The sequence below is a fragment of the Pseudomonas sp. ERMR1:02 genome, from assembly GCF_002277815.1.
Lineage (GTDB): Bacteria > Pseudomonadota > Gammaproteobacteria > Pseudomonadales > Pseudomonadaceae > Aquipseudomonas.
The window spans coordinates 1-25,521 of sequence record NZ_NKJI01000035.1 but is presented as its reverse complement, the minus strand read 5'-3'; the positions used below and the strand labels follow the sequence as shown (position 1 = coordinate 25,521).

The following is a 25,521-nucleotide window of genomic DNA, read 5'->3' as shown; positions in this document are numbered from 1 at the left end:
CCAAAGTGTCTGTACGGCCTCAATGCCCTATCGTTTAAAGAGCCAGACCAGTACAATCGCCGCCAAACTTTACGCGCCCCCTTGGTTGATGACGGGAATGCCCCGGCCTCAGCGCACTTCGACTCGGGCCAAGCGCTCAACATGCTGCTGTCCACTTATTGCCAGATGGAACCTGCGCTTCTGACCGGGATGAATTTCCGTGATCCGAATCGCGCAAATGGGTACTGATTCGGTACTGCCGCACCCTAGCTACTTTGAATGCTTCGCAGGAAAAACCTTTGATTTCTACAGCTAACATCACGATGCAGTTCGGCGCCAAGCCGCTTTTCGAAAACGTTTCGGTCAAATTCGGCGCTGGCAACCGCTACGGCTTGATCGGCGCCAACGGCTGCGGCAAGTCGACCTTCATGAAAATTCTCGGTAGCGACCTCGACCCTTCCGGCGGCCAGGTCATGCTCGAGCCGAACGTGCGTCTGGGTAAATTGCGCCAGGACCAGTTCGCCTACGAAGAATTCACCGTGATCGACACCGTGATCATGGGTCACGAAGAGTTGTGGAAGGTCAAGGCCGAACGCGACCGCATCTACTCGCTGCCGGAAATGACCGAAGAAGACGGCATGGCCGTGGCCGAGCTGGAAACCGAGTTTGCCGAAATGGACGGCTACACCGCCGAATCCCGTGCCGGCGAATTGTTGCTGGGCCTGGGTATCGGCATCGAGCAGCACTTCGGCCCGATGAGCGAAGTTTCCCCTGGCTGGAAACTGCGCGTATTGCTGGCTCAGGCGCTGTTCTCGGATCCTGAAGTGCTTTTGCTCGACGAGCCGACTAACCACCTGGACATCAACACCATCCGCTGGCTGGAAAACGTGCTGACCCAGCGTTCCAGCCTGATGATCATCATTTCCCACGACCGTCACTTCCTGAACAGCGTGTGCACCCACATGGCTGACCTGGATTATGGCGAGCTGCGCCTGTTCCCGGGCAACTACGACGAGTACATGACCGTGGCGACCCAGTCCCGCGAGCAGCTGCTGTCGGACAACGCCAAGAAGAAAGCGCAGATCTCGGAACTGCAATCGTTCGTCAGCCGCTTCTCGGCCAACGCCTCGAAAGCCAAGCAGGCCACTTCCCGCGCCAAGGCGATCGACAAGATCCAGCTGGCCGAGGTCAAGCCTTCGAGCCGCGTGAGCCCGTTCATCCGTTTCGAACAAACCAAGAAGCTGCACCGTCAAGCGGTCATCGTCGAGCGCATGGCCAAAGGCTTCGACGGCAAGCCACTGTTCAAGGATTTCAGCTTCCAGGTTGAAGCTGGCGAGCGCGTTGCGATCATCGGCCCGAACGGTATCGGTAAAACCACCCTGCTGCGCACCCTGGTCAATGAACTGACCCCGGACGCCGGCACCGTGAAGTGGACCGACGCAGCGGAGCTGGGCTACTACGCCCAGGACCACGCCCATGACTTCGAAGACGACGTCAGCCTGTTCGACTGGATGGGCCAGTGGACCCAAGGCGAGCAGGTCATTCGCGGCACTCTGGGCCGGATGCTGTTCTCCAACGATGAGATCCTCAAGTCGGTCAAGGTCATTTCCGGTGGTGAACAAGGTCGCATGCTGTTCGGCAAGCTGATCCTGCAAAAGCCGAACGTACTGATAATGGACGAACCGACCAACCACTTGGACATGGAATCCATCGAAGCGCTGAACCTGGCGCTGGAGAACTACCCGGGCACGTTGATCTTTGTCAGCCACGACCGCGAGTTCGTTTCGTCCTGGCCACCCGCATCATCGAGCTGAGCCCCAATGGCGTGACCGACTTCAGCGGCACCTATGACGATTACCTGCGTAGCCAAGGCGTAGTGTTCTAAGAGCAGCTGTAGGAGCAAGCTTGCTCGCGATGGAGGTCAACGATAACGCGTGCAACCTGAATGAACGCGTTATCCAGACGTTTTTCGCGAGCAAGCTCGCTCCTACAGTCAGGCAACACACGAAATATAGTTAGCCTGCTTTCATTTGCTCCACACCCGCGCCATCATGCAGTTCTCCCACCGCCGCCCGCGAACGAGCCCTCATGTCTGCGCCGCAACAGCTACCGCAAAGCTCCAAGGCGATCACCCTGCAGATCGTCTCAATCGTCTTCTATACCTTTATTGCCTTCCTTTGCATCGGCCTGCCGATTGCGGTGTTGCCGGGTTACGTTCACGAACAACTCGGGTTCAGTGCGGTCATTGCGGGGTTGACCATCGGCTCGCAATACCTCGCCACTCTGCTCAGCCGCCCGATGGCCGGGCGCATGTCCGATAGCGTCGGCACCAAGCGCGCAATCGTTTATGGCTTGTCCGGGATTGTGTTGAGCGGCGCGCTGACATTGTTGTCGACCCTGTTGCAAAGCTTTCCGCTGGTGAGCCTGTTGATCCTGATTGCCGGCCGCCTGTTGCTCGGGATCGCCCAAGGCTTGATCGGGGTCGGCACCATCAGTTGGTGCATGGGCCAAGTGGGCGCCGAACACACCGCACGTTCGATTTCGTGGAACGGTATCGCTTCCTACGGCGCGATTGCCATCGGTGCGCCCTTGGGGTGGTGATGGTCGATCAGTTGGGATTCGCTAGCCTGGGAATCGCGTTGTCGTTGCTGGCCGCGTTGGCGCTGGTGCTGATCCGTAACAAACCCTCAGTACCGGTGGTGCGCGGTGAGCGCTTGCCGTTTTGGGCTGTGTTCGGGCGTATTGCGCCATTTGGTGCGAGCCTGAGCCTGGCTTCCATCGGCTACGGCACCCTGACAACTTTCATCACCCTGTATTACGTCAACCTTGGCTGGAGCGGTGCGGCGTATTGCCTGACAGTCTTCGGCGTGTGTTTCATTCTGGCGCGGTTGTTGTTCATTTCCAGCATCAGCCGCTTCGGCGGGTTTACCTCGGCCATTGCCTGCATGACCATCGAGACTGTCGGCCTGACATTGCTGTGGCTCGCGCCTTCGACAGGCTACGCCTTGATCGGTGCCGGCTTGACCGGGTTCGGCCTGTCGCTGGTGTACCCGGCGCTCGGTGTCGAGGCGATCAAGCAGGTGCCCAACTCCAGCCGTGGCGCGGGGTTAAGCGCTTATGCAGTATTTTTCGATCTGGCACTGGCGATTGCCGGGCCCTTGATGGGCGCCGTGGCGTTGAACCTTGGGTACTCGTGGATTTTCTTCTGTGCAGCGCTGTTGTCGGTGGGCGGTTTGGCGTTGACCTTGCTGCTCAAGCGCCGCGCCAACGCATGATGCCTACAACCTGTAGGAGCCGGCTTGCTGGCGAAGACGGCAGTCCAGTCAATAATGCAGTGCCTGATAGACCGCCTTCGCCAGCAAGCCGGCTCCTACAGGGTTTTGCATTGATGCAAAAATCCGGGTTATTGATCGGCAGTTTGCATCCCGCCCGGGTTGCCTTGCCCAAGGTGTGGGAAAAGAAGCGCCCGGCTTCGGAAATCAGGTTGCGGTGAATGTCTTGACGGTCGACACCATCGGCATCGGTACACAGTGCCGGCGTGATGACGATCTGTTCGTCGTTGCACGGAGCCATGAACACGAAGTGCCCTGCCCGGCCAATAATTTGAAGTCCGGCGCGACAGGCAGTTTGCGCGCCAGTGCGGCGGCGTTTTTGTCGAAGGCCACCAGCTTGTCACCGTCACCGCTGTACAGCAGCACTGGTACATGGACATCGGCCAGGGTATGACGGCCGAACTTCAGGCTTAGCGGCGCCATCAGCAACAACGCATGGACGCGCGGGTCGGCCACCGGTTGCAAATCATCACGGTCGACAATGAGTTCACCCTGTGTGTTACAGGCATCGCGATCGTCCGGGCGTTCCTGACAGTAACGACGCAGGCGGTCCAGGTCCGGCGTCGCGCCGGACAGTATCAACGCCGTTTCCCCGCCCGCCGAATAACCGATGACCCCGACCTGATCGGCATTAACGAAAGGCGCCAGCATGCGATCGCCCAAGGCCGCGGTAATGGCTTCGGAAATCTGGAGCGGGCGCCCGTACAGGTTGCTCAGGGTGCCGAGACGGCTATGGTCTTTTGAGTTATCGCCCGGATGAATCACGGCCACCACTACGAAACCCTTGCGTGCCAGCGACGTGGCCAGGTCGTGCAGGGCCAGCGGGGTTCCGGTATTGCCATGGGACAACATCAGCATTGGGAAACGGCCAATGGCGACTTTGGTGTCTTCGCCGGCCTCGACGGTGTAGCCCTCAAGCCTGCTGGAGTGCTCTTTTCGCTGGAGGGATAGAAAGCGATGGCTCGCATCGGTTGCAGATCGAGCGGATCGAGAAAACTCATCTCGTGGTAGCCGACGCTCCAGTGAGGATGCGGCGCAGGGGCGGCGTGCACTGAATTCAGGCTGCTGAACAGGCAAATCAGTAAAGTTGCACAAAGACGCATCATGGGATGCCCACCTTGTTACCGGATCGGAGACGTTTCCCCTCGACTGCATAACCCGGGCCACTATTGAACAAAACATGTAATAGCCAGAAACAAAAAACTCCGTATCTGACACTTACATGATCAGAATACAGAGTTTTTTGGGTATTGCCTGCGTCGTTTGACGTCTTTACGCAAGCCTTACGCGGCGGCGAACAATTGCTCGCTGATTTGCGTATGGGCATCGCTCATGGCTTTGGTACGCACTTCGTCACCATAAGCCAGGCCGTGGGCGCGGACGAATTCGATATCGGTGATGCCGATGAAGCCGAACAGCACTTTCAAGTACTCTTCATGGGCGACGCCGGTTGCCTGGCCGGCGTGCAGGCCACCGGAAGTCGAAACAATCACCACTTTCTTGCCACCGCACAGACCTTCAGGGCCGGCTTCGGTGTAGCGGAACGTTTGACCGGCAACGGCGATGCGGTCGATCCAGGCTTTCAACTGAGTCGGGATGGTGAAGTTGTACATCGGTGCTGCAATCACCACGGCATCAGCAGCGAGGAATTCGGCCAGGGTCGAGGCGCTCAGCTCAGCCTCGTGCTGTTGGGCTGCGTTGCGCAGTTCTGCAGTAGTGCCCGCAGCAACCAGGGTGGTCGAGGAGAAATGGCTGATGGCATCGGCGGCCAGGTCTCGGTAGGTCACCACGGCAGTTGGCTCGGCGGTTTGCCAGGCTTTTACGACTTCGCTGCTCAGCAGACGGGAAGCCGAGTTGTCACCAAGAATGCTCGAATCGATATGCAGCAGTTTCATGTGGGATCTCCAAGTGAGGATCGCCGCCAGGGCGACCTGATGCAAACAATCCTACAGACGAAACCAATAGCTGATTAGCCTGCAACAATGCGATAGTTTGTCTCACTGATAGAACGATCGAGAAAGCACCAATGCAAGATCTTAATGACCTCTATTACTTCGCCAAAGTCGTTGAGGCCGGTGGATTCGCGGCCGCCGGGCGTTTGCTGGGGATTCCCAAGTCGCGACTGTCTCGTCGCATCGCCGAACTGGAGGAGCGCCTGGGCGCACGCTTGCTGCAACGCACCACACGCCAGCTCAAGCTGACGGCCGTGGGCGAGCGTTACCTGCGGCACTGTCAGGCCATGTTGCTGGAGGCGGAAATGGCCGATGAAGCCGTGGCCAGCATGTCGAGCGAGCCGCGTGGCCGGTTGCGGGTGTCCTCCCCGTCGGGCTGGCTCACGAGATGTTGCCCGGCGTGATCAGCAGCTTTCTGGAGAAATTCCCGCAAGTGCAACTGGAGGTGATGCTGGTCAATCGCCGCGTCGATCTGGTGACCGAGGGCGTGGACGTCGCCCTGCGCGTGCGCGAACCGGGCGATGAAGACCCGTTGCTGGTGACGCGCCGCCTGCGTCAGGCACAGGTGTTGATGGTGGCCAGCCCCGCGTTCCTGCTCGGACATGAAATCAATCATCCGGATGACCTGAAAAGTCTGCCAGTACTAGGCGCCCTCGAACCTGATCGCATGGTGCACATTCGCTTGGTCGATCAACAGCGCAAACACTACGATCTGGCACTTGAAGCACGACTGGGCATAGACGATTTCATCGTGCGCAAGACCTGCGCCCTCGCCGGCCAGGGTTTTACCACGCTGCCAATGATGTATTGCGAACAGGAACTGGCAAACGGCTCGCTGGTGCAATTACTGCCCGAATGGTCGCTGCCGGGGGGTGGCTGCAAGCAGTTTACCCTCACCGACGCGGAGTGATGCCCGCGGTACGTGCCTGGCTCGACCATTTGATCGAAACCTTCAATGCCTGTGGGGACCGTCTGATATGAATACCGGGCGCATGAACGAGTCTGACGTGGCAGCGTTTTGCTTGGGGCTGCCCGGTGCTCGGGAAGACTACAAGTGGGGTGGAGTGCGGGTATTTTCCATTGCCGGGAACAAGATGTTCGCCTTGCAGAACCTGCGTGGCGACTCCTTGGCATTCAAGGTCGATAAGGACCTGTTTCTTGGTCACTGCGACCGTCCGGGCATTCATCCGGCGCCTTATCTGGCACGAGCCCAGTGGATCATCATGGCAACGCCCTACCCGCTGGGCGCCGAAGAGCTGCAAGGCTTGTTGCAGCGTTCCCATCAATTGGTAGTCAGCAAGTTGCCCAAGCGTACGCAGATCGGGTTGCTGCTGTAGGAGCGAGCATGCTCGCGAAAAACGTTTAGGCGCCGCGTTTATCCAGGAGCCCCGGTCATCGTTCACGTTCATCGCGAGCATGCTCGCTCCTACAGATACAGAGGCATCATCAAAGCAGGGCCAGCAGGCTCCCGCCGAGAAACAGCATGTCGATCCAGAACACCTGGTGCAGCAGCACGATAAGCCAGAACACCAGTTGAAACGAGATCTTGCGCGTCTTGTGCCGAAACACTTGCTGCGCCAGCAAGGCGCCCGGCCAGCCGCCGGCGAACTCCAGTGCGTGCAGTACGTTTTCCGGAGTTCGCCACTGGTCAGTGCGAGCCTTGTGCTTGTCGCTCCAGTACAGCAAGAACGCCAGCACGCTGACGATGCCGTAGGCCACCAGGGGAACCAGCGAAATACCGCGCAGCCACAACGACATCGAACCGAACAGCGGCAGCGCGCACAGGATCGCGAACACCAGCAATTTCAGCCGAATATTGCGGATTTCTGCCCCGGAGTTTCGTCCGGGACTGTTGCGCGCGCTGGCGTCGTTCATGGCTTGACCGAGGTCCAGTCGATCCAGCCGAACAGCCACGTAGCCAGGATGAGCAGGCCGAATGCGATGCGGTACCAAGCGAACACCGCATAGCTGTGGCTGGCGATGAACTTGAGCAAGCCCTTGACGGCAATCATCGCGAAGATGAAGGCGGTGACAAAGCCGAGCGCGAACACCGGGAAGTCAGACGCCACGAACAGGTGGCGGTACTTGTAGCCCGAGTACACCGCCGCACCGACCATGGTCGGCATTGCCAGGAAGAACGAGAACTCGGTAGCCGTCTTGCGTGACAGGCCGAACAGCAAACCGCCGATGATCGTCGCGCCGGAGCGCGAGGTGCCCGGAATCATCGCCAGGCACTGAGCAAAGCCAACTTTCAGGGCGTCTTTCCAGTTGATCTCATCAACCGTTTCAGCATGCACTTGATGCTGGCGCTGTTCGGCCCACAACATGATGACACCGCCACGACCAAGGCACTGGCAACCGTTATCGGGTTGAACAAGTACTCGTGGATCAGATCGGCGAAAATCACCCCCAGCACCACCGCCGGCAGGAAGGCAATCAGCAGGTTGGCGGTAAAGCGTCGTGCACTTGGCTGCGTCGGCAACCCGACGACCACGTCGAATATCTTGCGACGAAACTCCCACACCACCGCCAGGATCGCCCCGAGCTGGATAATGATGTTGAACGCCATGGCGCGCTCGCCACCGAAATCGAGCAGGTCGGCCACAATAATCTGGTGCCCGGTACTAGAAATCGGCAAAAACTCGGTCAGCCCTTCCACAACCCCAAGAATCAACGCCTGAAAGGCAGTCCAAAGATCCATCAATCCCCCAAAGGCTATGCATCAGCGCATGCCTCGTTAGTTTTTTTCAAAGCGTTCAGCGTGGTTGAAAACCCGCGTGCACAAGATACCCGCAGGCCGCGAAAAATTCCGTGAAAATCAATTTGTATTCAGGTTTTTCAGCGCGGGGCCGAAATCTTCACAAACAAGCCCGGATTACGCTGCCGCGTTATCCGGTCTGACAGGATGCTGGCTTTCATTTATTACAAGAACACGCTCTCCCAAGAACAAGCTCTCCTAAAAACAGAAAACCAGTTCCACGTCTAACACGCCTTTGTAGCAGCTGCCGAGCTCGCGAGGCTGCGTTCGACTGCGAAGCAGTCGTGAAATCAGGCACTGCGGTGTATCAGGAAAAATGTGCATGCAGGGTTTACGACTGCTGCGCAGTCGAACGCAGCCTCGCAGGCTCGGCAGCTGCTACTTGCCGGTTCTACTTGGCAGCGCCTGCCGTTACAATCCGCCCCCTCTTCGAATTCCCCCAAGGAACCTCAATGTCCGGGCTTGAACTGTTTGCCGCTACCCTCGGTGTGATTGCCGTCTGGTTGACGGTCAAACAGAACCCGTGGTGCTGGCCGATTGGCCTGGTCATGGTGCTGATATATAGCTGGATTTTTTTCGAGGTGAAGCTGTATTCGGACATGCTGCTGCAAGTGATCTATGCCGCCCTGCAGATCTACGGCTGGTGGCAATGGACACGTGCAGGTGAGGGGCGGCATGGGCGCGAGGTCAGCCGGCTTGAGGGTCGATCGGTGATGCTCGGCCTGAGCATCGGCGCCATTGGCAGTTTGTTGCTGGGCGCCGCCATGGCGCATTGGACCGACGCCGCTCAACCCTGGCTCGACGCGGCACTCACGGGTTTCAGCCTCGTGGCGCAACTGTGGATGGCGCAAAAACGCGTGCAATGCTGGCCGCTGTGGATTGTCCTGGACTGTATTTTCGTCGGCCTGTTCCTGTACAAGGGCTTGTACCTGACTGCTGCCCTGTATGGCTTGTTCACCCTGCTGGCCATTCAAGGCTGGCGCACATGGCGCAGCGATCTGCTGCTGTGTCCATGAAGGTGTTGGTACTGGCGGGGCCTGAATCCAGCGGAAAAAGCTGGCTTTCGCACGAAATTCACGCCAGTTTTGGTGGCATTTTGGTCGGCGAGTACGTTCGGTATTTCATCGAATGTGAAGCCCGCGAAACGTGCTACGAAGACATTACATCAATAGCAAATGGCCAGCTGACTTGGGAAGATGAAGCGCGCGCCAAACAACCATCACTGTTGATTCTCGATACGCACCTCTTAAGCAATATCCTGTGGAGTCGTACTTTGTTTGACGCTTGCCCGACGTGGATCGAGCAGGCATTGCTGGCACGGCACTATGACCTGCATTTGCTGCTAAGCCCTCAAACTGTGCCCTGGCATGACGACGGGCAGCGTTGCCAACCCCAACTGGCAGAACGCCAGGCGTTTTTCCAGGCCAGCCGCCAATGGCTTGATCTGCACCACCAGCCATGCCAGGAACTGCAAGGTGATTGGAAACAGCGCAAGGATGCGGCATTCGAGGCTGTGACGCGCTTGCTCAAGACCTGACATGGGTACCTCGCCCTGCAGCAAATGTCCATTCCTGAAACACCCACCATTGCGTAAACCCGCGAGCTAAAGCGGCCAAAGCCCTCTGGCAAAAAATGTTAAGCCAATGATACAACTTGCCTTGAGCGCGCTTGTTGAGCGATGCCGCCAGCACGGACGGCGCTTTTGCGTGGCTCTGTCTCAGTGGTGATACACAAAATTTTTGACTACTTCCATGATTAATACCAACCAACTGTTTTTAAAAGAAAAACAAAATCCGGCACACCTTCTGCTCTCTTCTTCGCAACGCTGATAAGGGCCAGCGTTCCACTCACAGAAGGAATTGCCGCCGTGGGGAAATTTGATAAAAGATTCTATTGCCTGCTGCTGATCGGATGCGCAGTGGGCTCAAGTGTTTGCCTACCTGTCCAGGCTGACAACGGCATCATTATCATCAAACGAGATGTCCAGCCGCGCATGGCAACGCGTCCGCCGATGATTCCCGATCCTAACCCCACGACCGTCAATGCCAACCCTTCCAAATATGTCCTCGGGCAAACGAACGAGTTGAGCGACGGCGACTTTGCCGGTGTCGCCAGTGGTGCAGGCATTTCCCGCCTGGTCACTCAAAACACCAACAACCTGGGCGGCAATGTCACCAACCAGACCCAACTTACCAATATGTCTGGTGGGCGCTCGGGAAATTCGGGCAACGGTATTGCCAACATGGTCAATTCAAGCGTCCAGCAAGGCTTGGGCGCTCTGAAAGTCATAACGGGAGACCGTTAAGATGAATCGTACGCTCCTGATTATCGCCATGTTTTGCAGTGCATCGACCCTTGCCCAACCTCCCGTCATCAATAACGCCGAAATCGACGGTTCGGGCACGCAATACCAGGGCAACCTCTCGGTCAACCAGGCTGCGGGCGATCAGCAGCAACAGGCCAACGCCCGGGCCATCGCCATTGGTCATGGAGCCAGCGCGACCACACAGATTCGCCAACGGCTGCGTACGCATGTCGACCCCAGGATCGATGCCCGGTCCAGCATTCAGGGCGACTCCTTCAGCCACGGCAACGGCGTACTGGGCGTCAACCAGAGCTCGGGTGCCAGCAACCAGCAAGCCAACGCACTGCGTATCAGCGTCAGTGCTCAGCCGCAAAGTATCGATGACAGCGTCCTCATGCAACAGAACGTGGCGCTGCTCAATAACTCCGATCCAACTGACTCTGCACCAGGCTATCGCCAGGTCACTACCAGTGACCAGGCCTTCACCGGTAGCCGTGGGGTAATTCAGTTGAATCAGAGCGCCGGGGTGGGAAACCGAACGGCCAACACCCTGAGCGTACGGGTCGTGGATTGACCCAAACAGGTAATAACAACACTTAACCTAAAATAAAGTACGGAGAATCACCATGAAACCTTCGATGGCACTCAAGCCTCTGGTTTTCGCAATTGCTGCGGTCATGGCTGTAGCTGTACAAGCTGGGCAGAGCGATGACTATGGTCACCACCACAATGGTCATCATCACAACAACCACCACACCCCTCCTCCTCCTCCTCCACCAACAAAAATCACTGTCGCCGCGACAGCCAATGCGACCGATACGCAGAGCAGTACCAACAACCGTATCTGGAATGAAGGGACCAAGAACTCCGCCGAGATGAGCAGTTCTGCCTCAGGCAGCAGCGGCAACGTCGGCGTCAACGTGGCGGGTGGTGACGGCAACCAACAAGACAACGCGGCCGCCATCGCAAACGCTGGCGCAACCTCGAGTCTCGATAACAGCTTCGTGTTCGGCACTGCCACCGCCACCGCTAGCGTCACGCAAACCAGCAACCATAACAGGGTCGATAACTTCGGCAGCACCGCCTCCGCTACGATGAGCGGATCGGGCAACGGCGGCAGCGGCAATATGGGTATCAACATTGCTGGCGGCGATCTTAACCAACAGAAAAACACCATGGCAATCGCCAACAGCAATGCCGCGCTGGGTAGCGCATCAGCCAGCGCCTCCGCTAATCAAAGCGGTCCTGGCCTGGTTGTGAATAACAACGCCGATCGGACTTATCGCGTGGATACTTTGACCGTTACCAAATCGGCCAGCGGTCATGCTGCTTACGATAAGTCGTCCAATTTGAGCGTTGATAAGAGCTCTTCTTCGAGCTTTGACGTGAAAGGTTCCAAAAGCTTTGATGCCAGTGGCTCTAGCAACTCTCACGCAAGCGGTTCCTCGAGTGCTTCTTTGAGCGCTACCTTGAGTGCTACTTTGGACGCCGCTGCATCGGCTTCCCAGCACAATTCGTCGAACAATGGCTATCACCACTCGAGCAGCAGTTCGTCTTCTGACGCTACGCTGAACGCATTCGTTGATGCATCGCTCGACGTAGCGGTCGATAAATCGTTCGATAAATCGAAGTCAAAATCGTTCGAAAAATCGTTCGACTCTTCGTTCGAGAAATCGGGTAGCAAATCGAAAGAGTCTTCGAAAGACGTATCGAAGAGCTACAGTGAGAGCAGTTCATTTGATTTGAGCAACACCTACTCTTATCAAGTGCTGACTCCAACTGGCTGGGCAAACCCTGTGACCAACACTGCTACCCTGAGTGGGTCGGTGAATGGCGGCAGTGGCAACCTGGGCGTCAACGTGGCTGCGGGTGTGGCAACCAACAAAGCAACTCGCTGTCGATCGCCAACCAGTCGTTCTAATGGCTGTCTCTTGAGGCCCCTGATGGGGCCTTTTTCAACACAACCAGAAGGCGTCCTACCATGCGCATTATCGCCTTGGCATTTTTGCTTTGCGTGGCCAGTGTGAGCGAGGCTGCACAAATGCCGCTTTCCGTCCTGCCGGGCGGTGCGGTGGTGTACAAGCCGATCCAGAGCATACGCGAGCGTAAATTTGCCGACCTGGTTCAACAGAAACCGACTTCAGTTGCGGCGCGGCTGCGCTGGCGACCATATTACGCCAGGCCTATTGGCTGGACGTGAGTGAAGAACAGATCATCGAAGGCATGCTGGCACACTCCGATCAAAATCTTGTCCGCGTCCAGGGCTTCTCCATGCTCGACATGAAGCGTTACGTGGAAAGTATCGGCATGCGGGCCCGTGGCTACCGGGTAGCGCCGGAAACGTTGAACGACATCAAAATTCCGGTTGTCGTCCTCATGGATATCCGTGGCTACAAACATTTTGTGGTCATGCAAAGAGTGCATGACGGCTGGGTCTATATCGGAGACCCGGTACTCGGTCATAAACGTTACAAAGTCGACGACTTTGTCAAAGGCTGGAACGGCATCATCTTTGCCGTCATCGGCCAGGGCTATGACAAAACCAATGCGTTACTCGACCCACCCATGCCACTGACCGCCAAGAACCGAATCAACAACTTCAACCCGGTGCAAGACGCAGAGTTGATGGATTTCGGATTCATCCAAAGCGACTTCTTCTAATAACAAGGGAGCATGATGCTCCGGGAGCATTCCATGAAGACTCCAATCTGGCTGGCTGTGGTTTGCCTGGCTGCCAGCCTGCCGACCCAGGCGCAAACGTTCAAACCCATCGAACTCAAGGACCAGGAACTCGCAACTCTTCGAGGCCGCTTTGTCATGCCTGGAAGAATCGTCAGTTTTGGCGTTGTCATGACCAGCACTTGGGAAAATGCCAAGGGTGAAGTGATCGGGGCAACTTCCTCGATGCAAATTCAACAATCGACCATCAAGCCGCAGTTCTATGTGTCGATGATCGACGAAAAAGGATCTGGCTCAGGCAGCAGCACCGGCACCGGTACCGTCACTGGCGGCAGCGGCCTCAACAGTACCGAAGGCGTCACTCAAGTCGTGCGTGCTGCCGGCGACAATAACACTGCCTACAACAACGTTGATATCAACGTCACAAAGGCTAACCAGGCACCTGCAACGCAACAGCAAGGCCAGGCATTGGCCGCAGGCTCGACGTTGTCCGGCGCCAATGGCGCGGGCGAGCTGAGCATTTCCGCGACCGGTACTGGCGTGCAACTCAACATCGTGGCCAACAACAACCAGGGCAGCACTGTACAACGCCTGGCCCAGGGTGGGCTGATGCAGAATACGACTTTGCTAGGCTCCAGCAACCAGGTCAGAAACCTCACGTCCTTCAATGTCGTGCTGCGTGACAACGTGGCGTCCGCCGGGTCGCTGAATGGCAACCTGGACCAGCTTAAAGGTATTCGCACTATCGGATTCTGATCTACGCTCAGTCTCATCATATGTAGTCAGAAGGGACGGCTAACCCATGCACCGATCGTTAACGTTCAGAGCTATTGTCTGTTTGAGTAGCCTGGCCCCGGCAACATTGCTATACGCAGCACCGGATCCCCAGGTAGAAGCACTAAAACAAGAACTCATGGAGTTGAAACAGCGGTACGAAGCACAACAGAACGCGCTGATGGTACTTGAGCAGCGCGTTCGCCAAGTCGAAGAAACACCTGCGACACCTCCGCCCAAACGCCTGACCAAATCCCCCGCCGAACCGGCCAAGGGTGGTCAGGCGGTGGCCACAGGTGCACCCGGAACCACGGGCAGTTCCTACGGGCAGTCGCTCAAGGATGACTCAGAACCGGCACAAAGCGTTTCCAATCTGTATGACGAAGCCAGTGGGTTCTTCGGCGGCGGCAAGTTCAGCGTGGAAACCGGCCTGACCTACACGCACTACGATACCCGTGCATTGACACTCAACGGCTTCCTGGCACTGGACTCGATTTTCCTTGGTAACATCGATATCGACCGCATCAAGGCCGACAACTGGACACTCGACCTCACCGGCCGCTACAACGTGGCACAACGCTGGCAGTTCGACATTAACGTCCCCGTGATTTATCGCGACTCTACGTATTCCTCCGGCGGCGCAGGTGGCGCAGGCCCGGTGACGACAGATGCATCGGTTACTCGCGACCCGGCCATCGGCGATGTGAACTTTGGCGTTGCCTACAAGTTTCTGGATGAGTCGGCCAACCTGCCCGACGCGGTCGCGACCCTGCGCGTCAAGGCGCCGACCGGTGCTGAACCTTACGGCATCAAACTGGTCAAGGCCCCGAACAACGATAACCTCTCGGTACCCGAGAGCTTGCCTACCGGCAATGGTGTCTGGTCGATCACCCCGGGTATCTCGCTGGTCAAGACCTTCGACCCGGCCGTGCTGTTCGGCAGTCTGGCCTACACCTACAACATGGAAGAGTCTTTCAGCGATATCAGCCCTCAGGTCAACTCCAAAGTAAAAGGAGACGTGAAACTGGGCGATTCCTGGCAGGTCGGCGCCGGCATTGCATTCGCCTTGAACGAGAAGATGAGTATGTCGTTCTCATTCACCGATCAGTTCGCCCGCAAGAGCAAGATCAAGCCGGACGGTGGTGATTGGCAATCGATCACCAACAGCGATTACAACTCGGCCAACTTCAACATCGGCATGACCCTGGCAGCAACCAATAACTTGACGATCGTTCCCAACCTGGCCATCGGCCTGACCGACGACTCGCCAGATTTTTCCTTCAGCCTGAAATTCCCGTACTACTTCTAATCCGGCACCAACAAAAAGCCCCGCTGCGATTCAGATCGCAGCGGGGCTTTAATTGTAGGAGCGAGCTTGCTCGCGAAAAACGTCAGGACAACGCGATCATTCAGAAAGTACGCGTTTTCTTTCACGTCCATCGCGAGCAAGCTCGCTCCTACACAGTGGTTTCACCGTATCTGATGCTTGTGCAGCAAACGGTAGAAGGTAGGCCGGGATATCCCCAGCACCTTGGCGGCGATGCTCAAATTATCGCTGTGGCGGTTAAGTACATCGCACAAGGCCTGCCGCTCTGCCCGGTGCTTGTACTCTTCCAGCGTGCCCATCGGCGAGGCAACGGCCTGATGGCTGATCAGCCCCAGGTCTCGCGCTTCAATCTGCCGGCCTTCGGCCAGTACCAGCCCGCGACGTACCCGGTTGGCCAGTTCACGAACATTGCCCGGCCAGTCATGATTGCCCATGGCAATCAAGGCGTCTTCACTGAAGCTGCGCGGACGGCGACCGGTTTCAAGGCTGTAGAAATGGGAAAAGTGGTTGGCCAGCATCGACAGATCGCCATTGCGCTCACGCAGGGGTGCGGTCGCTACCTGCAACACGTTCAGGCGATAATACAAATCTTCGCGAAAGCGTTTTTTCTCGATCGCGGCCTCGAGATCAACATGGGTCGCGGCCAACACCCGCACATCCACAGGAATAGGCTGACTGCCACCCACCCTCTCGATGTGCTTTTCCTGGAGGAAACGCAACAGGTTCGCCTGCAGTTCTAGGGGCAGATCACCGATCTCGTCGAGAAACAGCGTGCCGCCGTTAGCCGCTTCGAGCCGCCCGATCTTGCGTTGATGGGCGCCAGTAAAGGCACCCTTCTCGTGGCCGAACAGTTCGGACTGGATCAGATGCTCGGGGATCGCGCCACAATTGATCGCGACAAAGGGTTTACTGTGGCGCAGGGATTGCCGATGCAGCGTACGGGCGACCAGCTCTTTACCTGTTCCGCTTTCGCCGCGAATCAACACTGGCGACTCGGTGGGCGCCAGTTTGCTTAATAGCTTGCGCAATTCGCGTATAGGTTTGCTTTCGCCCAGCAGTTCGTGCTCGGGCTGATCGATATGAACCGTGCCCTGCCCGCGCAGGCGCGCCATGCCAAAGGCCCGTCCCAGTGTGACCTGGACCCTGGAGACATCGAACGGCAAGGTGTGAAAATCGAAAAACCACTCGCAGACAAAGTCCCCGACATTCTGTAGCCGCAGCACTTCCTGGTTGAGCACGGCGATCCACTCGGTACCGCTGCGGCTGATCACCTCTTTGACAGCATCGGGGTGCTCGAGATGATAGGGCTGCAAGCGCAACAAACCCACATCACACGCCCGGTCGGCGGCATTTTCCAGCGAGCAGCTGTCAACATCCCAACCCACGGAGCGTAATCCTGGTAATAGACGATGGCAGTCGTCGCAGGGATCAACCACTAATAGACGTCGTAAGGCAGGCGCTTCGCTCATGACTGATCCTTGACGCCAAATTTTATGAAATATTATTAAAAACAGTCATTTGGCGGACTTGGCTGTAACATTAGCAAGAATTTGACGGGGCCTTGTACCGTTTGACTATAGGACTGCCGTGTAAATAGTTATAAGAAACTATTTGTTAGTTACCTAACGAGTCTTACCTTTCATTCAGCTTTCAAAACATGCGCTTGCGATGTGCCTTTGAAAGAAAGATAAAAAATCTTTTGTTTATGTGTGACCCGAACCCCGGTTGCGGGCATCAGTACAAGTAACATGCCGCACGGTAAGCCCAACTGTCGGCACATCACTTGTTTGGGCATATTGAGAGAACATCCTATGAACGCCCCGCTCCGTATCAACGAAGCTCTTTTGATTGCCGACCGCGCCTTTCAGCCTTTCCAGTGCGTGGCCTGGGCGCCACAGGACGGCAACGGCGAACTCAGCCTGACCGTTATCGACCGCACCAACAACAGTATAGGCCGCAAGCAGATCCCGAGCAGCACCTACACCGACCCGCAGCAACTTGAACGCCTGCTTGAACAGGCCCGAGAAGAGCTGAGCAAGGAAGGTTACAAACTGCAATCGTGGTCCATGCCGCACTAATCGTTTTGCGGATTACTCCGGGGTAGTCCGCGCCCTCCTTCCCCTGTCGTAAGTTGCCTGTTTTTCAGGGCTAACTGCACTTGCGACACATCGTTATTTGAACTAGCGCACATTTAATCCTGTGCAGGCTTGCCACTGGTTCGAAAAGACACTGTTGTGGCACACAACGACGCTCCGCCTGTTAGTTCTGTCAGTTGTGCATGCAGGCATACAGGGATTGAATGTTCTTCTTATAAAGTCGCCACCCCAACTTTTGGATCAGGACGACTCGCAAGGAGATGCGTGTATGCCAATCCAGTCCGCTTTAGCCTTTCCGACTACAAACAGTAACGCTGGCAAACTTGATACCACCTTCGCCACCCACGGCAAAACCCAAGTGTACTTCGCCGGCAGCATTTCAAGCATGGCCAACGGCGTCGCCATCGATTCGCACGGCCGCTTGTTGGTAGCGGCAAAGGTCGGGACGCCGGGCGGCAGCCGCTTTGGCCTGGCCCGCTTGCTGGTAGATGGTTCGGCTGATCTGGCTTTCGGCAATCAAGGCAGCGTTATCGGGCAATTCGAAAATGGCTTCGAAGCCATGGCCGGCAAGGTTCACGTGTTGCCCGACGGGCACATTCTGCTAACCGGCCAGCACTATGAAAATGCACACCGTACCCTCCCCGCTGTAGCGTTGTTTGACACGCAAGGCTGCCCGGTCCAGCGGTTTGGCGAGAACGGGCACTGTGTCGTTCGCCTGCCGGGCAATTTGTCCCACGGGATTCGCGATACCTGGCTGCCTCCCGGGGTACCGGGTGCCGAAGTGTGTGATGCCTGCGTCCAGGAGGACGGTTGCATAGTGCTGATATGCAACCATCACTTCGAATTGGCCGATCATGCCGGCATGCTTATACGGCTCGACCCTGACGGCACACTGGACTACACATTCAATGGCCGTGGATTTGTAGTCGTCAGACACTTGCTGATGAACACCTGGCTCAGCAGCGTGAGGGTGCAACACGACGGCCGGATCCTGGTGGGCGGTTCGATCAACTTCCCCGAGGAAGGTTTGCTGGCCCGCTATCGCGCCAATGGTACCCTTGACAATCGCTTTGCCCTGGATGGTTTCATGAGCTTCAAGGCCCAGGGGCAAAGTGCCCACGTCAGCCAAATCATCCAGCAGGGCAATGGCGAGTTGCAGTGCTTTGGCAGCAGCCGTGATCCCATGCGCTGCCTCTCTCTCAAAATCCACTTGAATGGCCGCCCGGACATGCATTGCAACGACGGTCAACCGCAGCTGCTGGACATCGGCCGCAGTGGCTGCCAATGGACCGCTGCTCAGGCACTGGCGGATGGCCGTGTGGTTGCGGTCGGTGCAACCATTGGTGGTGTCGAGGCCGACTTTATTCTGGGTCGTTTCCGGGCTGACGGGCAGCTCGATTGCGGCTTTGGCGATGGCGCCGGGTTTGTTCGCACCCGACTCGGGCACAACCTCGATACAGCAACTTCATTGGCTGTTCAGGCCGATGGAAATATCGTCGTTGGAGGTTATTCACTGGACGGTAACTATCGAGCAGTCGTCGCACGTTATTTAGCCTGATCCATGTTGTTTTTCCTGTACTTGATCTTCACTTTCGCTTACGGCAACTTGCGCACTTCTTAATACAAGGAATAGCCGATGTGCGGCTCCATGGCCCAGGCGTTCGCGCATAACTTTCTCGGCCACTCACCTCGCTGGTACAAACTCTGTATTGTCGGTTTTCTAATTATCAACTTTGCGGTGATCCTGCTGCTGATGTTTATGGTGGCCGGCATCTATCTCATGAAGGACCTGCTGTTGTTTGTTTTCTCGCGCCTGCTGCTGGGTGTGCGCTCCAAGGCAATCCTGGCCTTGATGTTCTGCTTTTGTCGGCGTTTCTGTCGGCGTTTCGCTGCCGGTACTGGTGGCGGGGGCTGGTGACATGCCGAGCGTGTTCTGGCTTTAAGGCAGCAGGTCTGACGCCTTCGCGGGCAAGCCTCGCTCCTACAGATTCAGTGCCGTTCGCGTTGCGTGTGAACGGCACAAGATCTGTAGGAGCGAGGCTTGCCCGCGAAGAGCGATAACGCAGTTCAACCTGCGTTAAGGATGTACCGCTCGATTGCCTGCGCTAAACCGTCTTCGCTGTTGCTTGCAGTCACCACATCCGCCTGACGCTTCACTTCCTCCTGTGCCTGCCCCATGGCAATCGACAGCCCGGCGCGTTGAAACATCGCCGGGTCGTTGCCGCCATCGCCGATTGCAGCCGTCTGCTCCAGCGGCACACCCAGAAACGCTGCAAGCGTCACCAACGCCTCACCCTTGTTGGCTTGCATTGCAGTCACGTCCAGATACACCGGTTGCGAACGTGAGACCTGAGCCTCACCGTCCACCTTCGGCAACAACTGCGTTTGCAGCGCAACCAGCAACTGTGTGTTGTTGCTGGCGGCGACGATCTTGTCGATGCGTACCAGAAACGGTTCGAAGCTCTCGACTACCACCGGTGGATATCCAAGCCCGGCCTGTTCGCGGGGCACCATGGGGCCGTTCGGGTCTTTTACCAGCCAGTCGCCACCACTGAACACCCAAACCTCGATGTCCGGTTGATCGGCAAAAAGTGCCAGCGTGGTCAGCGCCGCCGCAGCCGGCAGGTAATGCGCAACCAGCAGACTGCCATCCGGATGAACGAGAGTGCCGCCATTAAAGGCTGCCGTTGGCAGGTCGACGCCCAGGGCTTCGATTGTCTGCAACATCGCCCTGGGTGGGCGCCCCGTGGCCAGGCTGAACAGTACGCCGGCCTCGCGTAACGAGCGGACCGCGTCAACGGTGCGCTGGTTAAGGCTGTGATCGGGTAGCAGCAATGTGCCATCCATGTCGCTGAGCAAAAAACGGATGGGATGTGGCGTGGCGTCACTCATCCGAGGCCGTGCCAGACGCGCCCGTCGCGAGTCAGCAACTCCTCGGCAGCCTGCGGCCCGTCTTCACCCGCGGCGTAACCCTGCACCGTGGCATCCTGCTGCCAGGCATCGAGGAACGGTTGAACTGCGCTCCAGCCGTTTTCGATATTGTCGGCACGCTGGAAGAGCGTCTGATCACCGGTCAGGCAATCGTAGATCAGGGTTTCGTAGCCGGTGGACGGCTGCATTTCGAAGAAATCCTTGTAGGCAAAGCCCAGTTCGATGTTGTCCATCTTCAGGGACTGACCCGGCCGCTTGGCCAGCAGATCGAACCACATGCCTTCGTTGGGCTGAATCTGGATACGCAGATAGGTTGGCGCGAGCTCATCGACCTCGGTATCGCGGAACTGAGCATACGGCGCCGGTTTAAAGCAGATGACAATCTCCGTATCGCGCACGCTCATGCGCTTGCCGGTGCGCAGGTAGAACGGCACGCCGACCCAGCGCCAGTTGTCGATCATCACCTTGAGGGCCACATAGGTTTCGGTATTGCTGTCAGGCGCGACCCTGTCTTCCTGGCGATAACCCGGCAGGGATTTGCCATCGACCTCGCCAGCGGTGTACTGACCCCGTACCGAATTGGCCCTGGCTTCTTCAACCGACCAGGGACGAATCGCGCCGACCACCTTGGCCTTCTCGCCACGGACCGCATCGGCACCAAAGGCGGCTGGTGGCTCCATGGCCACCATCGCCAGTAACTGGAACAGGTGATTGGGCACCATGTCTCGCAGGGCGCCGGTGTGTTCGTAAAAACTGCCGCGGGTTTCCACGCCGACGGTTTCGGCGGCGGTGATCTGCACGTGGTCGATGTAGTGATTGTTCCAGAACGCTTCGAACAGGCTGTTGGAAAAGCGGCTGATCAGAATGTTCTGCACGGTCTCCTTGCCCAGATAATGATCGATGCGGTAGATCTGCTTTTCCGACATGACCTTGAGCAAGCAGGCATTCAAGGCTTCGGCCGTTGGCAGATCGGAACCGAAGGGTTTTTCGATCACCACCCTTCTGAACGCCTCGGGGCTTTCTTCGAGCAAACCGCAAGCGCCGAGGCGGCGTACCACTTCACTGAAAAAACGTGGCGCGGTGGCCAGGTAGAACACCGCGTTGCCAGTGCCGCTGTCGGCAATTTTTGCCGCTAGCGCTTGATAAGTGCTGTCGTCCAGGAAGTCGCCCTGGACGTAGCTGATGCCTTTGGCGAGTTGGGCCCACAAACCGGGATCCAGGGATTGATCACCCTTGCCGACTTTGCTGGCCACCTCGTTGCGAATAAAGTCTTCGAGTTTTTTCGCGAAGCCTTCATCGCTGATGGCGTTGTGGTCAACGCCGATGATCCGCAGTCCATCCCCGAGTAAACCGTCGCGCTTGAGGTTATACAGCGCCGGCATCAGCAGACGCTTGACCAGATCACCATGAGCGCCAAACAGAAACAGCGTGGTCGGTGGAGCGGGTTCAGTCTTGGATTTTCTGCGGATCGCATGAGTCATTTTTTAGGCGTCTCCACGTGGCCGCCGAAGCCGAAGCGCTGGGCCGAGAGAATCTTGTCGCCAAAGGTGCCTTGCCCACGCGAGCGATAGCGAGAGAACAATGAGTTCGACAGCACTGGCACCGGTACCGATTGTTCCATGGCGGCTTCGATGGTCCAGCGACCCTCACCGCTGTCCGCTACAGCGCCTTCAAAACCGTCGAGTTTCGGATCGCTGGCCAGCGCATCGGCGGTCAGGTCGAGCAGCCAGGACGACACCACGCTGCCACGACGCCAGACTTCGGCGATGTCAGCAACGTTCAGGTCGAAACGCTGGTCTTGCGGCAGGTTGGTGCTGGCTTTGGTCTTGAGAATGTCGAAGCCTTCAGCGAAGGCCTGCATCATTCCGTATTCGATGCCGTTGTGGATCATTTTCACGAAATGCCCGGAGCCCGCAGGGCCGGCGTGGATGTAACCGCGCTCGGCACGATCGTCGTCGGATTTGCGGTCCTTGGTGCGCGGGATGTCGCCCAGGCCCGGTGCCAGGCTTTCGAACAGCGGGTCAAGACGCATAACGGTCTCGGCATCGCCACCGATCATCATGCAGTAACCACGCTCCAGGCCCCAGACGCCGCCGGAGGTGCCGACGTCGATGTAGTGCAGGCCTTTTTCCGAAAGGGTTTTCGCCCGACGGATGTCGTCCTTATAGAAGGTGTTGCCGCCGTCGATGATGGTGTCGCCGGCTTCGAGCAAGGTGCTCAGGGTGTCGATAGTGTCTTCGGTCGGTGCGCCGGCCGGCAGCATGACCCACACCGCTCGCGGTTTGGCCAGGCCAGCGACCAGGGCTGGCAAATCGGCAACGCCGGTGGCGCCTTCTTCGGTCAAGCTGTCGACGAAGGCGGTATTGCGGTCGAATACAACGGTGGTATGCCCGTTGAGCATCAGGCGCCGCGCAATATTGCCGCCATGCGGCCCAGTCCAATAATCCCGAGTTGCATGTGCTGATGCTCCCTACTACAAATAAATGTGTGTCAAAGGTTATAGCCCAAGGCGCCCCATTCGGTTTAGTCCAGCCTTGGGGCACGAAGTTTCCGGGCATTGTGCCCGATCCAGACAGATAACGTCGGGAATCACGCCGAAGACACAACGACAACGGGAAATAAAAAAGTTCCCTTCACGGGCAAAAGAAATCAAAATCGGCGCCGATAGTAAATCAGGCTCCGATCCGGGGCAGATTTACAGTTGAGACACGCCATTTGCGAGGTGAGCAATGGGCACAGTACACACCGCACTGCCAGCACAAACCCTTTACGTCACTATCCGTCGCGACGAGTTGCGCCAGTTGAAAGACGAGCGCGACCAGCTGAAGCAGGAGCTTGCGCAACTGCGCTTACTGATCCAGGGCCAACAACCTTACCCGTGACTAACGTGCTCCCTCGCCTGACTCTCTCGCTTGAATCGGAAGCAGCATAGCGCTGCTTCCGATAGCTATAGCCCGACGACTCGACTTGCTCGCTCCCACACAGGGTTTTAGGTGTCAGCAACACCCCACAAGATAGTAATTATTCTCGTTTAACCCTAAATCCCTCCCCCCTCCTTCGTCTTTGAGCAAACGGAAATTTTCAACGACGACAAGGAGTCGGCTGCGATGTTCGCGCCTATCACCCGTTCCATGACTTTCACCCTCGGCCTGTGCGGTGCCGCACTGAGCCCGGATTTGCTGGCTGAGACCGAGGCCGAGGCCGCGCCATTGGCGCCCACCCTCATGCTGGGTGCCACCAACGTGACCGCCAGAGCCTGGGCAGCACCACCGAAAATACCGACTCTTACACCACCGGCGCCATGAGCACGGCCACCCGCCTGAACCTGTCGATCAAGGAAACCCCGCAATCGGTTTCGGTGGTCACACGCCAGCAAATGGACGACTTCAAACTCGGCACCCTGTCCGAAGCCATGAGCCAGACCACCGGCGTGGTAGTGCAGCACAACGATTCCGACCGGGTCAGCTATTCCTCGCGTGGCTACTCGATCAACAATTTCCAGATTGATGGCATGTTGAATACCTTCAGCTACATGAAGTCCGATTCCGACACCATCATTTACGACCGCATCGAAGTGGTGCGCGGTGCGACGGGGCTGACCACCGGCGCCGGTGATCCTTCGGCCACCATCAACATGGTGCGCAAACGCCCTACGTCACAGTGGGAAGCCAAGACCGGCGTCAGCGGCGGCAGTTATGACGATTACTACAGTTACCTCGACGTCGGCGGCCCGCTGGCCTTCGACGGACGCCTGCGCGGACGCGGCGTGGTGGCCTATCGCGACAGCGATTCTTACCGGGACAAATACCAGCTGCAACGGGAAGTCGGTTACGGGGTGCTCGAAGCCGACCTGACCGACGACACGCTACTGGCGGTGGGTTACGACTATCAGAACAAGCACGTTCAGGGCACCTCATGGGGCACCGTGCCTTATTGGAACTCAGATGGCAGCAAGGCCAACCTTGGACGCTCGACCAACATGGCCACGTCCTGGAGTTCCTGGCCGCTCAAGGACAAACCGCGTTCGCCAACCTCGATCATCAACTGGGCGGTGGATGGCAGCTCAAGGCGGCGTACACCCACCGCGAAAGCGATACCGACGGCAAGATCTATTACGGCGGTGGCGGTTTCCCGAACGCGGATCGCAGCGGCATGGTCGCCAACGTCAGCCATATGATCGGCACGCAAAAAATGCAGGCCTATGACTTCAATGTCTCGGGCCCCTACTCATTGTTTGGCCGGGATCACGAATTGATGGTGGGTTACGGCGAGGCCGAGCGTCGCGAGGATTCGCCTTACACGGTAGACGGCCCGCGAGCGGCGGATTATGAAAACATCCCTGACTGGAAATACATGGGTAACATCGGCAAGTTTCCCGACACCGTCACCGCCTGACGGGCTCGAAAGACTATACCCGGCAGAAGGCCGGCTACCTGGCCACGCGCCTGAACCTCACCCATGAACTGCACGCTGTCCTCGGCAGCCGCTACGGCAGCTGGAAAACCTCGAGCACCACTAATAGCTACGACGACAACCTGCAATTGTCGAGCATCGATCACAGCAGCCAGCAACAAAATGATATGTGGACGCCCTACGCCGGCCTGCTCTACGACCTCACCCCGGAGTACACCGTTTACGTCAGCTACACCGATATCTTCAAACCGCAGACCGAGCGCGACAGCAGTCGCAAATACCTCGAACCGGTGGTTGGCAGTAACTATGAACTGGGCCTCAAGGGCAGTCTGCTGGAAGAACGACTGAACCTGGCCACCGCGCTGTTCTGGAGCAAGCAGGACAACGTCGCGGAGCTGGACGACTCGGTGCCACCGGATCCGGTCACCGGCGAGGAGTTCTTCAAATCGGGCGGTAAAGGCAACAAGGTGCAAGGCTTCGAAGCCGAGCTGTCAGGCGAGGTCATGACGGGCTGGAACATGACCGCCGGTTACACCTACACCCACTCGGTTGACGGTGAGAAACAGCGCATTAACACGGTCCAGCCGTTGAACATGTTCCGGTTCTCTACGGCCTATCACCTGCCGGGTGAGTGGCAGGCGCTGACGGTGGGCGCTGCAGTGAATTGGCAAAGTGACATTTACCGCCTCGCCAATCGCCCGGTCGGGCGTCGCGCCGATGGCAGTCTGATTACTGAGCGCACGGCCATCCGTCAAGACGCCTACACCGTGGTCAACCTGATGTCGCGCTACGAATTCGACCGGCACCTGTCGGGCCGCGTTGAACGTCAACAACCTGTTCGACAAGAAGTATTACGACAACGTCGGGTTTTACAACGGTGGTATTGGGGCGACCCGCGCACGGTGACCCTGAGCCTGGACTGGAAACTCTAGGCGCTATTAATTCCCATTTAACAGAATCGGCGGATAATGTGCG

At 57.5% G+C, this 25,521-nt stretch carries 15 protein-coding genes and 10 pseudogenes; 17 read left to right on the top strand and 8 right to left on the bottom strand.

Annotated elements, in window-relative coordinates:
• Positions 1 to 278: 278 nt before the first annotated feature.
• Positions 279 to 1,864, top strand: a pseudogene (locus tag CES87_RS31130) (ABC-F family ATPase).
• A gap of 203 nt (positions 1,865 to 2,067) precedes the next feature.
• Positions 2,068 to 3,254, top strand: a pseudogene (locus CES87_RS31125) (MFS transporter).
• Positions 3,255 to 3,382: 128 nt separating this feature from the next.
• Here CES87_RS31125 and CES87_RS31120 read toward each other — a convergent pair.
• Both CES87_RS31120 and CES87_RS31115 read right to left on the bottom strand, forming a co-directional pair.
• Positions 3,383 to 4,417, bottom strand: a pseudogene (locus CES87_RS31120) (alpha/beta hydrolase family protein).
• A 177-nt stretch (positions 4,418 to 4,594) separates the two neighbouring features.
• Positions 4,595 to 5,206 (bottom strand): FMN-dependent NADH-azoreductase, encoded by a 612-nt coding sequence (locus CES87_RS31115; protein ID WP_128609217.1) that lies wholly within the window; start codon positions 5,204 to 5,206, stop codon positions 4,595 to 4,597.
• Between the two features lie 131 nt (positions 5,207 to 5,337).
• Between CES87_RS31115 and CES87_RS31110 the strand changes: the two are divergent.
• Positions 5,338 to 6,244, top strand: a pseudogene (locus tag CES87_RS31110) (LysR substrate-binding domain-containing protein).
• On the top strand, positions 6,241 to 6,600 hold the full coding sequence (locus CES87_RS31105) for an MmcQ/YjbR family DNA-binding protein (protein ID WP_128609216.1): 360 nt from the start codon (positions 6,241 to 6,243) through the stop codon (positions 6,598 to 6,600). Before CES87_RS31110 ends, CES87_RS31105 begins: the two are co-directional and overlap by 4 nt.
• A gap of 109 nt (positions 6,601 to 6,709) precedes the next feature.
• Here CES87_RS31105 and CES87_RS31100 read toward each other — a convergent pair whose 3' ends face one another.
• Positions 6,710 to 7,138 carry a DUF1294 domain-containing protein gene (locus CES87_RS31100; RefSeq protein ID WP_128609214.1) on the bottom strand — a complete coding sequence of 143 codons (429 nt, stop codon included), beginning with the start codon at positions 7,136 to 7,138 and terminating at the stop codon, positions 6,710 to 6,712.
• A pseudogene (locus CES87_RS31095) lies at positions 7,135 to 7,964 on the bottom strand (undecaprenyl-diphosphate phosphatase). The gene CES87_RS31100 and the pseudogene CES87_RS31095 overlap by 4 nt, the downstream one beginning before the upstream one ends.
• A 509-nt stretch (positions 7,965 to 8,473) precedes the next feature.
• Here CES87_RS31095 and pnuC point away from each other — a divergent pair.
• From pnuC to CES87_RS31050, 8 genes and pseudogenes are all read left to right on the top strand, one after another.
• On the top strand, positions 8,474 to 9,037 hold the full coding sequence (gene pnuC / locus CES87_RS31090; RefSeq protein WP_128609213.1) for a nicotinamide riboside transporter PnuC: 564 nt from the start codon (positions 8,474 to 8,476) through the stop codon (positions 9,035 to 9,037).
• Entirely contained in the window at positions 9,034 to 9,558 is a 525-nt protein-coding gene (locus CES87_RS31085) for an AAA family ATPase (protein ID WP_128609237.1), read from the top strand. The genes pnuC and CES87_RS31085 overlap by 4 nt, the downstream gene beginning before the upstream one ends.
• Positions 9,559 to 9,888: 330 nt before the next feature.
• A complete protein-coding gene (locus CES87_RS31080; RefSeq protein ID WP_128609212.1) occupies positions 9,889 to 10,326 on the top strand; it encodes a hypothetical protein in 438 nt (145 codons plus the stop codon).
• 1 nt (position 10,327) lies between these two features.
• Entirely contained in the window at positions 10,328 to 10,900 is a 573-nt protein-coding gene (locus tag CES87_RS32540; protein ID WP_178081519.1) for an adhesin, read from the top strand.
• A gap of 52 nt (positions 10,901 to 10,952) precedes the next feature.
• Positions 10,953 to 12,247 (top strand): annotated as a pseudogene (locus CES87_RS31065) (heme utilization protein).
• A gap of 60 nt (positions 12,248 to 12,307) precedes the next feature.
• Positions 12,308 to 12,987: pseudogene (locus CES87_RS31060) on the top strand (C39 family peptidase).
• 33 nt (positions 12,988 to 13,020) lie between these two features.
• Positions 13,021 to 13,761: a hypothetical protein gene (locus CES87_RS31055; RefSeq protein WP_128609206.1), complete on the top strand. Its 741-nt coding sequence runs from the start codon at positions 13,021 to 13,023 to the stop codon at positions 13,759 to 13,761.
• A 46-nt stretch (positions 13,762 to 13,807) separates the two neighbouring features.
• Positions 13,808 to 15,088, top strand: coding sequence for a hypothetical protein (locus CES87_RS31050; RefSeq protein WP_128609204.1), 1,281 nt, complete (start codon positions 13,808 to 13,810; stop codon positions 15,086 to 15,088).
• Positions 15,089 to 15,249: 161 nt separating this feature from the next.
• Here the strand turns inward: CES87_RS31050 and CES87_RS31045 are convergent, their stop codons facing one another.
• Entirely contained in the window at positions 15,250 to 16,575 is a 1,326-nt protein-coding gene (locus CES87_RS31045) for a sigma-54 dependent transcriptional regulator (protein WP_128609203.1), read from the bottom strand.
• Positions 16,576 to 16,917: 342 nt separating this feature from the next.
• Between CES87_RS31045 and CES87_RS31040 the strand changes: the two genes are divergently transcribed.
• From CES87_RS31040 to CES87_RS31030, 3 genes and pseudogenes are all read left to right on the top strand, one after another.
• Positions 16,918 to 17,184, top strand: coding sequence for a hypothetical protein (locus CES87_RS31040; protein ID WP_128609201.1), 267 nt, complete (start codon positions 16,918 to 16,920; stop codon positions 17,182 to 17,184).
• Positions 17,185 to 17,470: 286 nt separating this feature from the next.
• Entirely contained in the window at positions 17,471 to 18,760 is a 1,290-nt protein-coding gene (locus CES87_RS31035) for a hypothetical protein (protein ID WP_128609199.1), read from the top strand.
• 78 nt (positions 18,761 to 18,838) lie between these two features.
• Positions 18,839 to 19,089 (top strand): annotated as a pseudogene (locus CES87_RS31030) (hypothetical protein); the annotation flags it as partial.
• Positions 19,090 to 19,269: 180 nt separating this feature from the next.
• Here CES87_RS31030 and CES87_RS31025 read toward each other — a convergent pair.
• The 3 genes and pseudogenes from CES87_RS31025 to gnd form a co-directional block, all read right to left on the bottom strand.
• On the bottom strand, positions 19,270 to 20,094 hold the full coding sequence (locus CES87_RS31025; protein WP_128609195.1) for an HAD family hydrolase: 825 nt from the start codon (positions 20,092 to 20,094) through the stop codon (positions 19,270 to 19,272).
• A complete protein-coding gene (gene zwf / locus CES87_RS31020) occupies positions 20,091 to 21,614 on the bottom strand; it encodes a glucose-6-phosphate dehydrogenase (RefSeq protein ID WP_128609193.1) in 1,524 nt (507 codons plus the stop codon). The genes CES87_RS31025 and zwf overlap by 4 nt, the downstream gene beginning before the upstream one ends.
• A pseudogene (gene gnd, locus CES87_RS31015) lies at positions 21,611 to 22,590 on the bottom strand (phosphogluconate dehydrogenase (NAD(+)-dependent, decarboxylating)). Before gnd ends, zwf begins: the two are co-directional and overlap by 4 nt.
• Positions 22,591 to 22,862: 272 nt before the next feature.
• Between gnd and CES87_RS32535 the strand changes: the two are divergent.
• Positions 22,863 to 23,015, top strand: coding sequence for a DUF6026 family protein (locus CES87_RS32535; RefSeq protein WP_178081518.1), 153 nt, complete (start codon positions 22,863 to 22,865; stop codon positions 23,013 to 23,015).
• A 225-nt stretch (positions 23,016 to 23,240) separates the two neighbouring features.
• Positions 23,241 to 25,478 (top strand): annotated as a pseudogene (locus CES87_RS34720) (TonB-dependent siderophore receptor).
• Positions 25,479 to 25,521 lie beyond the last annotated feature (43 nt).

Bases quoted from the DNA above. Each gene is read 5' to 3' on its own strand.
- CES87_RS31115 (WP_128609217.1), bottom strand. From the start codon at position 5,206: ATGAAACTGCTGCATATCGATTCGAGCATTCTTGGTGACAACTCGGCT.
- CES87_RS31105 (WP_128609216.1), top strand. From the start codon at position 6,241: ATGAATACCGGGCGCATGAACGAGTCTGACGTGGCAGCGTTTTGCTTG.
- CES87_RS31100 (WP_128609214.1), bottom strand. From the start codon at position 7,138: ATGAACGACGCCAGCGCGCGCAACAGTCCCGGACGAAACTCCGGGGCA.
- pnuC (WP_128609213.1), top strand. From the start codon at position 8,474: ATGTCCGGGCTTGAACTGTTTGCCGCTACCCTCGGTGTGATTGCCGTC.
- CES87_RS31085 (WP_128609237.1), top strand. From the start codon at position 9,034: ATGAAGGTGTTGGTACTGGCGGGGCCTGAATCCAGCGGAAAAAGCTGG.
- CES87_RS32540 (WP_178081519.1), top strand. From the start codon at position 10,328: ATGAATCGTACGCTCCTGATTATCGCCATGTTTTGCAGTGCATCGACC.
- CES87_RS31055 (WP_128609206.1), top strand. From the start codon at position 13,021: ATGAAGACTCCAATCTGGCTGGCTGTGGTTTGCCTGGCTGCCAGCCTG.
- CES87_RS31050 (WP_128609204.1), top strand. From the start codon at position 13,808: ATGCACCGATCGTTAACGTTCAGAGCTATTGTCTGTTTGAGTAGCCTG.
- CES87_RS31045 (WP_128609203.1), bottom strand. From the start codon at position 16,575: ATGAGCGAAGCGCCTGCCTTACGACGTCTATTAGTGGTTGATCCCTGC.
- CES87_RS31040 (WP_128609201.1), top strand. From the start codon at position 16,918: ATGAACGCCCCGCTCCGTATCAACGAAGCTCTTTTGATTGCCGACCGC.
- CES87_RS31035 (WP_128609199.1), top strand. From the start codon at position 17,471: ATGCCAATCCAGTCCGCTTTAGCCTTTCCGACTACAAACAGTAACGCT.
- CES87_RS31025 (WP_128609195.1), bottom strand. From the start codon at position 20,094: ATGAGTGACGCCACGCCACATCCCATCCGTTTTTTGCTCAGCGACATG.
- zwf (WP_128609193.1), bottom strand. From the start codon at position 21,614: ATGACTCATGCGATCCGCAGAAAATCCAAGACTGAACCCGCTCCACCG.
- CES87_RS32535 (WP_178081518.1), top strand. From the start codon at position 22,863: ATGGGCACAGTACACACCGCACTGCCAGCACAAACCCTTTACGTCACT.